This window comes from Sphaerochaeta sp. (assembly GCF_050178175.1).
GTDB lineage: Bacteria > Spirochaetota > Spirochaetia > Sphaerochaetales > Sphaerochaetaceae > Sphaerochaeta.
In genome coordinates, this window is record NZ_JBFXGH010000201.1 from 1 (window position 1) to 2,524 (window position 2,524).

At 48.0% G+C, this 2,524-nt stretch carries 3 protein-coding genes; 1 reads left to right on the plus strand and 2 read right to left on the minus strand.

All coding sequences use genetic code 11. The features are described from left to right. Window positions 1-305: TolC family protein (locus tag AB7S66_RS12540; protein ID WP_428520511.1), on the minus strand; the 305-nt coding region annotated here is incomplete at its 3' end. Between the two features lie 239 nt (window positions 306-544). Here AB7S66_RS12540 and AB7S66_RS12545 point away from each other — a divergent pair. After that, complete coding sequence (locus tag AB7S66_RS12545) at window positions 545-1,057, plus strand: cyclic nucleotide-binding domain-containing protein (RefSeq protein ID WP_428520513.1); 513 nt, start codon at window positions 545-547, stop codon at window positions 1,055-1,057. Here AB7S66_RS12545 and AB7S66_RS12550 read toward each other — a convergent pair. Continuing rightward, on the minus strand, window positions 1,023-2,246 hold the full coding sequence (locus AB7S66_RS12550) for an MFS transporter (protein ID WP_428520515.1): 1,224 nt from the start codon (window positions 2,244-2,246) through the stop codon (window positions 1,023-1,025). The two genes, AB7S66_RS12545 and AB7S66_RS12550, sit on opposite strands and share 35 nt — an antisense overlap. Window positions 2,247-2,524: the final 278 nt, after the last annotated feature.

Sequence of the window (2,524 nt, forward strand, 5' to 3'; positions counted from 1 at the left end):
CCGAGGGAGAGGCCGGTATCGCCGAACGTTGCAGGAATCGGAATTCCAGAGACAGTACGCTCAGCAGCATTGAAAACAGGACCAGTTCCGGAATGGGAAAGCGAAAGATTGAAATTGGGAAGAAAGAGGTTCCAAGAGGTATCAATATCACGCTTTGCTGCGTTTACATCGATGGCATTACCCTGAAGGGAGAGATTGTGCATACGTGCACGCTCCAATGCATCATCCAATGTGAGAGAACTTGCTCCTAGATTAAAAACACCTACTATTAGCAGGATATAAAGTAGTAGTATCTTTCTATTCATAGTACTTCCTTCGGTTATAGTGAAGAAACAATACTCAATCTCATACATTTCGGCAATTAATTGACAAGAGTTTTCAAAAAAATACAACAATCTACAACCAATGTTCACAACTTCATATGATGTGAACATTGATCTACCACTGTCATCCAGATTGTATCTTACGGTATCCACTGTTTCTTTTCTCTGATTAGCAAGGGATATAACCTTGCGTTCTGAAATATATACAGGTACGATGAAGTATGAGTGAATGCACAGTCGACAATGAATTTCTCTGCAAGCACAGCATGTTTGGCGGACTCAACGATGCCTCTCTCTCCTTGATCAAACCCTATCTTGAGGAGCATACCTATGAGGAGAATGTTACCATCCTCAAGCAAGGAGAACCCAACAACCGTGTACACTTCATTGTCGAGGGCGAGGTTGCCATCGTCAGGCAATCAGAGACCAACAAGAAGCAGAGCAGAATAATCACTACATTGCATAATGGGGACAGTTTTGGAGAAATGGAGCTCATCGACATCCAGAACTGTGCGGCCTCAGTCGTCACCCTTGCACCGAGCCGCATCATCACCCTCTCCAACAAGGATCTTTACAAGATATCACTCGTTGACCTGAAGACCTACACCATGCTCGTTCTCAACCTTGCAAGGGATATCTCAAGAAGGCTTCGTGGTGCAGATGAAATGCTTGCAATGGTCAAGAGCCGTGCAACCATGCCTACTTCTGTTTCTCAAGGCGATGCATCCCCATAAGAAACACAACCATCAACAGGGGAAACATGGTGCCGATAAGCATTCCGCTTCTCAGTGCAGCATCAGCCTCGGAAAGTCCTTGTAGCCAGGGAGCCTTGGTAACAAGATTGGGGAATACATCAGCAGTCACACCAATTAGCCAGGGGCCGAAGGCCGCCCCTGCATCACCCCCTGCAGCCAAGAAGGCAAAGAGCGAGGATCCAGCAAACGGAAAACGGTTTGCACCGTTAACCACTGAGCCCGGCCAAAGAAGCCCCGCTCCCAATCCTGCAAAAATACAGGCAACCAAGCTGATGATCGGCAACGGACTCAAGGCAGCCACAAGATAACACACTACACATAGCAGGGATCCCATCAGCATTGCCTTGTACAAAGGGAAGCGGGTACCCCATGCACCGTAGATGGCGCGTATGGTTCCCAGGAGCAGGGCAAACAAGCAAAGTCCTACCAAGTCCCCCACTTCTTTCGGCAGTCCCAGTGCAGTTTCTGCAAAGGTACTGGTCCATTGGCTCATGGAAACCTCAGTGGCACCACCGACGGCAATACCGAGTACTACAAAGAGGAAGTATCTGGAAGCGAGCAGCTCTCGGATCTTTGTCCGGTGATCTTCATGCACAGCTGGGGCAAGGGGGACAGTCAGGAAGTTGATGAAATTCAACAGGGGGAAGACTGACCAGATCAGGACAACAAACATCCAGTTACCACGACCGAAAAGCTGGATCATCAGTGTCGTACCGATGACGACAACAATGAATCCCCATGCATAGAAGGAGTGCAGGAGGCTCATTGCACTCTCCTTTGCATCTCCGGGGATTGCCTGGACAATAGCACTCAACAACAGTTCGAAGAGCCCGCCCCCTATGGAGTAGATGATGGTTGCAAGCATCAAGCCAAGATAGGTGTTGTGAGGGAACAATCGTGGGGCAAGGGCCAGGAAGAGAAAACCTACAAATGCCAGAAAATGCCCCAAGGTAATGAACGGTCTGACCCCATAGCGGTCAACCGGTCTGCTGAAGACCAAGTCGGCGACTATCTGGGTGAAGAAATTGAGCAAGGTAAGACGACCAACCTGTTCAAAGGAGAGTCCAAGCTCGCTCATGAAGGTTACATACAACAGCGGAGCCAGGTTGCAGGTCAGGGCCCCTATGAAATTTCCAAGGTAACAGGCTCGAATGGTGCGTTTGTACATGTGGCTGAGTATACTACCAGTACAGATAAAATGAAATGAAAAATATCCATCAGATGATCACTTCCCCCATGAAGACAAGAAAATCCAAAGGCAACGACGTTTTTTACTCTCTCCTGATATTTCCCGATGTGTTATGCATGGAATCGTTATTCCCCATATAGAAAGTTGCAATCATTCAAACGCTTCAATCTCTACCATCCAATCAGTCTCTGGCCCATAATATCTATATGCTTCATGCACTGGAGCTCCCCAGGACTCATCTCCCCCAACCCCACTCT

What these genes read in the sequence shown, in the direction of transcription:
- AB7S66_RS12550 (WP_428520515.1), bottom strand. Translation starts at nt 2,246, where the DNA reads ATGTACAAACGCACCATTCGAGCCTGTTACCTTGGAAATTTCATAGGG.
- AB7S66_RS12545 (WP_428520513.1), top strand. Translation starts at nt 545, where the DNA reads ATGAGTGAATGCACAGTCGACAATGAATTTCTCTGCAAGCACAGCATG.